This is a genomic window from Novosphingobium pokkalii (assembly GCF_014652855.1).
GTDB lineage: Bacteria > Pseudomonadota > Alphaproteobacteria > Sphingomonadales > Sphingomonadaceae > Novosphingobium > Novosphingobium pokkalii.
In genome coordinates, this window is sequence record NZ_BMZP01000018.1 from 54,278 (window position 1) to 60,277 (window position 6,000).

Annotated in this window: 5 protein-coding genes; 1 reads left to right on the plus strand and 4 read right to left on the minus strand. The window is 63.3% G+C overall.

Annotated elements, in window-relative coordinates:
* Window positions 1-135 precede the first annotated feature (135 nt).
* The 4 genes from IE191_RS16605 to ltrA form a co-directional block, all read right to left on the minus strand.
* A complete protein-coding gene (locus IE191_RS16605) occupies window positions 136-303 on the minus strand; it encodes a DUF6771 family protein (protein WP_191325501.1) in 168 nt (55 codons plus the stop codon).
* A gap of 76 nt (window positions 304-379) precedes the next feature.
* Window positions 380-595 (minus strand): conjugal transfer protein TraD, encoded by a 216-nt coding sequence (locus IE191_RS16610; protein ID WP_191325502.1) that lies wholly within the window; start codon window positions 593-595, stop codon window positions 380-382.
* Between the two features lie 76 nt (window positions 596-671).
* Window positions 672-944 (minus strand): conjugal transfer protein TraD, encoded by a 273-nt coding sequence (locus IE191_RS16615; RefSeq protein WP_191325503.1) that lies wholly within the window; start codon window positions 942-944, stop codon window positions 672-674.
* A 302-nt stretch (window positions 945-1,246) separates the two neighbouring features.
* Complete coding sequence (ltrA, locus tag IE191_RS16620; protein ID WP_229815522.1) at window positions 1,247-2,821, minus strand: group II intron reverse transcriptase/maturase; 1,575 nt, start codon at window positions 2,819-2,821, stop codon at window positions 1,247-1,249.
* Window positions 2,822-3,425: 604 nt separating this feature from the next.
* On the opposite strand from ltrA, the gene traA reads away from it, so the two are divergent.
* Window positions 3,426-6,000: Ti-type conjugative transfer relaxase TraA (traA, locus tag IE191_RS16625; protein WP_373299318.1), on the plus strand; the 2,575-nt coding region annotated here is incomplete at its 3' end.

Below are 6,000 nucleotides of genomic sequence, written 5' to 3' on the forward strand. Positions count from 1 at the left end.
TTTCAGTGCCGACCAGGCGCCTGTATTTCCTGTTGATCGGAATCGGTCCGACGCTCCGTTCTAAACCAGCCGAGGGGTGCGGTACGGGGCATGATTTTGGCCAATGGCGAAGGCTGTCTGGTTTGACGTTGGCGCTCAATCGGCCGTTTCCAGACTCTCGCGAATGGCATCTACCAACATCGCGGCCAGCGCCTCTTCCGCACGTGCGCGTGAGGCCGGATCCTTGGCGGCGAGATCGTTGCGAAGCCACTGCGGTGCGCGTTCGATCACGCCGAGAATTCGGGTCTTGGTCTTGTCGTCCATAGCTCACTCTATGGCGCCGTGGCAGGCATGGGGCAACGTGCAGGCGATGGACGGTGGAAGCGGTGTTGCCGGCTGCTCAGTCTTTGTCGTCGGCATCGGCAAATGCCCGCTGTCCCCGCCGCCGCCAGAGCGTGAGCTGGTTGCCGCTGTCGTTGGTACGCAGCTTGGCTGCCGCCTCGACCAGCAGACCAAGAATGGTGGCGCGATCATCATCGGTCAGTTCGATAAGGCCCGCCTTGGCAATCAGCCCGCCCAGCTCGATCAGCTGCCGCGTGCGTTCGCGCCGCTTCACCTGCCACGCCCGCGTGTCATGTCGCGCCTGTTGCAGGGCCAGGCGATGGCGCGCGCTGGTCGTGCGGCGCTGCTGGTTACGCGTTGTCGCCAGTGCGCTGGCCAGAAGGCTGTTCGGTCCGCTCGCCGGAAAAGAACGCGGCGCCGCGTTTGCGCCATGCCTCCCGTCGCGTCGGATCGGTGATGGCGGCAATCGAGAGCAGCGCGCCGGCCAGCTCTTCGATTGTAAGGTGATCGGCGCCAGTGGCTTCAACCAGTTCGCCCAACTGGCTCTGCTTGCGTGCCTTGAGTTGCTTGGCCTTGGCGGTGAGCGCCTTGAGGTCCTCGTCATAGTTGCGGGGTTTGCGCATGTCTGGTGTCCTGTGACGACGGTCCGTTGCGCCGTGAGGCCTCCCAGTTATCGGCCTTGACGATCAATGCCAATTGCCTGAAACCTCATGGGATTCTGCCGTCCCGAGAATGATGAAATCTTTTGAGGGCGCGCTTATACGTCGTGCCGACGTGCGCTTTTAGGCGTATCTGAAGAGTAGGGATGAAGCGCTCCATCACTTTACAGTGACGAGTCTCTTCATCCCTCTCGCCGAACCGGACGTGCAAGTTTCCCTGCATCCGGCTCTCCATGCTCGCGCGCTTGGACACGCGAGGGTGGCCGTCAACCCCAATTGAGGCGACCAAATGCGTCCCAGAAGCCCTTCATGCTCTCGCGTTGATCGCGCCTCTGGACCGCATTCCATCCGTTCGGTTTCTCGATGCTGCGGTGTGGGTATCGCATTGTCCCTCCTTCCCGGAGGAGACGCAGCCGTTTGGACCCATCGGCCCATCGCAGCCGTTGCCCCCGAGCGTTGGTGGTGAAGCGATGTCGCAGCGTTCGCCACGACGTCTTTCGGTGCTTCTTCCGAAGCCAACGCCCTACGCGCTCCCATATCCATCTATCGAGCCGGGAGAAATCCCGACAGGCCAGTGTGGCGTAACGGTAGTAGTTCCGCCACCCAAGCAGGATAGGGTTGAGCTTGTCGACGACATAGGCGAGGGGGCGTCCGGTCGGGATGCTCTTCACCATGACCTTGAGCCTGTGGCGCAGATCGGTCAGCTTGCCCTTCGGGATGAAGAGATTGCCGACCAGACGCCCTGTGCGGAGCGCCTTGGTCTGCGCCACCCGATAGCCGAGGAAGTCGAAGCCTTCCCTGACGTCGGTGACCCGGGTCTTTTCCATCGACAGCTCCATGCGAAGCTCCGTTTTCAGGAACTCCGCCAGCGCGGCCTTTTCCGCTTCCGCATCCTCCCGCGTGCCTTCCACGAGAACGACGAAGTCGTCCGCGTATCTGACCAGATAGTAGGTCGGCTTGCCCTTCTTGCGATCGAGCAGCCGGCGGGCCGCCGCCCGCTTACCCGGTTCACGAGGATGGATGGACCATCGTCCGTACCGCTCGTCGAGTGCCGTCAGATAAATGTTCGACAGCATCGGCGAGATGATCCCGCCTTGCGGCGAGCCGGTGACGGGATGACGAAGAGTCCCTTCGACCATGATGCCCGCTTTCAGGAATGCGTGGATCAGCCTCAGCACCTTGCGGTCGCTGATGCGCCGTCGCACGCGCCCCATCATGACGTGGTGGTCGATTGCGGTGAAGCAGCCCTTGATGTCGCCCTCGACGACGAACCGGTAGACGGAGGATCCACGGCTCGACGGATGAAGACATTTCTGGATGCGTTCCAGAGCATCATGGGTGCTGCGTCCCCTCCGGAACCCGTAGGAGGTCGGATAGAAATCCGCCTCGAAAATGGGTTCCAGAATCAGCTTCAAAGCCATTTGCACCACACGATCGATCAGCGTGGGTATGCCGAGTGGCCGGAACTGTCCCGGTTTGCCGGGCTTTGGGATGAGCCGTTGCCTGACTGGTTGCGGGACATAGGTTCCGTTGCGCAGCGCCTCGCGTATTTCATCGAGGAGCCTTGCGGCGCCACCGGCGCGCTGCTCGACCGAGCGCCGCGTCATTCCATCCGTTCCCGGTGTCCGGCTGCCGCTATTGCGGGCGAGCTTTTGCCAGGCTTCGGACAGGGTTCTGCGGTCGCATACGAGATTGAACAGATCGTCGAAGACCCTGTGTGGGTCTTCGTTACTCCACCGATACAGCTTGCGCTGCATGTCGAGGACGAACGCGGTATTCACCGCGCCGGGCATATGCCCGCCTCCTGCTTGCATGCCGTATCCACTGCCTTCCTTCGCCATGTAAACGGCTTTCCCGTCCTCAGACTACTACGAAGGCTCCGCCCCTCTTCACCACGGTCGCTGGTCGCTTCAGCCATCCGGCGTCCGAAAGCGCCGGAAGTGATGACAAGGTTCTCAGGTTCCCCCAATGATCTCTCGCTTGCTGTAGGCACCGACTATACCCCGTGTGAAATCCGGCCCCGGCACCACGCAAACCCATGCCGGGGCTGGCGCGCGGCGAGCCGCGTGCCTCCAGTCTGCGTCAAACCACCGCAGACCAACGCTTCACCGGTCAGCGGCTTGCGCCGCCGACCGACCCGCCCACTTCCGAGTCGGCGAGTTCCATATTCTGACGAGGCGTCCGCCATCGGTTCGGTTGCCCTTGCCATGGCAAGCTCGCTGGCCGGACCGCTCACGGGATCGGAAGTTCCCGCCCGTCCGGCTTTGACGGGTTCTGCTGATTTATGGCTCCCCGGAAGCACCCGGTTCACCTCACCCATCTGCTTGTCGTCGCGTGCTGCGTCACACGACGCGCGGGGCATCTCACCCCACGAGATCATCAGGAGCATGAAGTTGAAGAACCTCCTTTCTTTCAACGTCAGAACCTGACGCACGGTGCGTCGCCATGGCGATCTACCACTTCTCGGCCAAAGTTGTTTCGCGCGGTAGCGGCTCGAGCGCCGTGGCCGCGGCCGCCTATCGCTCGGCCGATCGGCTCTATGATGCGCGGCTCGATCGGCACCACGATTTCTCCAACAAGCCCGGTGTCGTACACAGCGAAGTGATGCTGCCCGAAGGCGCGCCGGAAGAGTGGCGCGATCGAGCTCGCATGTGGAACGACGTCGAAGCAGTCGAAGTGCGCAAGGACGCGCAACTGGCCCGCGAGATCGAGTTCGCCATTCCGCGCGAGATGTCTCAGGCCGATGGCATCGCGCTGGCGCGGGACTTTGTGCAAAAGGAGTTCGTCGATCGCGGGATGGTCGCCGATCTCAATGTGCACTGGGATGTAGGGCCCGACGGCCTCGCCAAGCCCCATGCCCATGTCATGCTGGGCATGCGCGAAGTTGGCGAGGACGGCTTCGGCGCCAAGGTGCGCGAGTGGAACAAGACCGAGCTCCTGACCCACTGGCGCGAAGCCTGGGCCGAGCACGTCAACGAACGGCTGGCCCAGCTCGATATCGACGCACGGATCGATCACCGCAGCCTTGAGGCCCAGGGCATTGGCTTGGAGCCGCAGAACAAGATCGGCCCGGCTGCGGCGCGCATGGCGCAGGAAGGCCTGGTGCGCGAGCGGCTGGAAGAGCATTTTGCCATCGCCAGAAGCAATGGCGACAAGATCCTCGAGAACCCCGGCATTGCGCTCGATGCGATCACCCATCAACAGGCGACATTCACGGCCCGAGACCTTGCCACGTTCGTGCACCGGCACAGCGATGGGAAGGACCAGTTCGACGCCGTGCTCGCGGCGGTGCGTAGCTCACCTGATCTGGTACGCTTGGGACCTGACGGACGCGGCGAGGAGCGTTTCACCTCGCGCGCTATGCTCGAGACCGAACAGCGGCTGGAGCGCGCGACCGTTACGCTGGACGCGCGGCGCCACCATGGCGTCAATGACCGTCACCTGGAACGCGCGCTCATCCGCGCCCAAGAGCAACGCGGCATGGTGCTCTCGCCGGAACAACGCGGCGCGTTCGAACATGTCACAGAGGCACGCGGGATCAGCAGTGTCATCGGCTATGCCGGCACCGGCAAAAGCGCGATGCTGGGCGTGGCACGCGAAGCGTGGGAATCGGCTGGCTACACCGTCCATGGCGCGGCCCTCTCCGGCATTGCCGCCGAAAACCTCGAAAGCGGCTCTGGCATTGCCTCGCGCACGATCGCCAGTCTGGAGCACCAATGGGGCCAGGGTCGCGAGATGCTGACCGACAAATCGATCCTCGTTATCGACGAGGCCGGGATGATCGGCACGCGCCAGATGGAGCGCGTCATCACCGAGGCCGAAAAGCGCGGCGCCAAGGTCGTGCTGGTCGGCGATCCCGAGCAGCTCCAGGCAATCGAGGCCGGGGCGTCATTCCGCAGTATTGCCGAGCGTCACGGCGCGGTGGAGATCACCACCATCCGCCGCCAATCCGAGGACTGGCAGCGCGATGCCACGCGCCAGCTTGCCACCGGCCGCACGGACGAAGCGCTGACCGCCTATGAGGATGCTGGTCATGTCCACGCCGCCGAGACGCGGAAGCAAGCGCGCGACAAGCTGATCGATCGCTGGGATCGCGACCGCATGGCCGATCCCGATGCCAGCCGGATCATTCTCACCCACACCAACGATGAAGTACACGAGCTCAACGAAGCTGCGCGTGGGCGCATGCGCGCAGCCCAGATGCTCGGCGAGGATGTCGGTCTGGAGGTCGAACGTGGGCAACGGTTGTTCGCGTCCAGCGACCGCGTGATGTTCCTCAAGAACGAGCGCAGCCTGGAGGTGAAGAACGGCACGCTCGGCACGGTGGAAGAGGTAAGCCAGATCGCCATGCGCGTGCGCACGGACGATGGGCGATCGATTGCCTTCGATCTCAAGGACTATGCCCATATCGATCACGGCTATGCCGCCACCATCCACAAGGCGCAGGGCATGACCGTGGACAGTGTCCATGTGCTGGCAACGCCGGGGCTCGATCGCCATGCCTCTTATGTCGCGCTCTCGCGGCATAGGGACCAGGTCGATCTGCATTACGGCAAGGATGACTTCGCCGATCGCGATCGGCTTGTCCGCGCGCTCAGCCGAGAGCGCGGCAAGGACATGGCATCGGACTATGCCCGCGTGCCCGAGCCTGCGCCCGAAGTGCAGCCCAGGCGCGGTATCTTCGATGGGCTCAAGCTCAAGGTGCCCAATTTCTCTGCTCTGCCCGAACGGGTGAACTTTGATGGCCAGCGCCTCAAGGTCTCCAAGGACCTGCTCCAGCCTGTCGTCCCGTCACCTGAAATCGCTTCAATCCCGACCAGCGCTGAAACCCGCGAAGCGCAACTGCGGCGCGAGCGTATGGAGGCGCTGACACGCCATGCCAAAGCGATCGATACCATCTACGGCGCACGCAACCAGGGCGGCCGGGAAAGCCCCGAACAGCTTGCCGAGCTCAAGTCTGCGCGCAAGGCGTTCGAGGAGCTGCGCCCGCATGGGCCGCGCGATGCCGAGGCGGCCTATG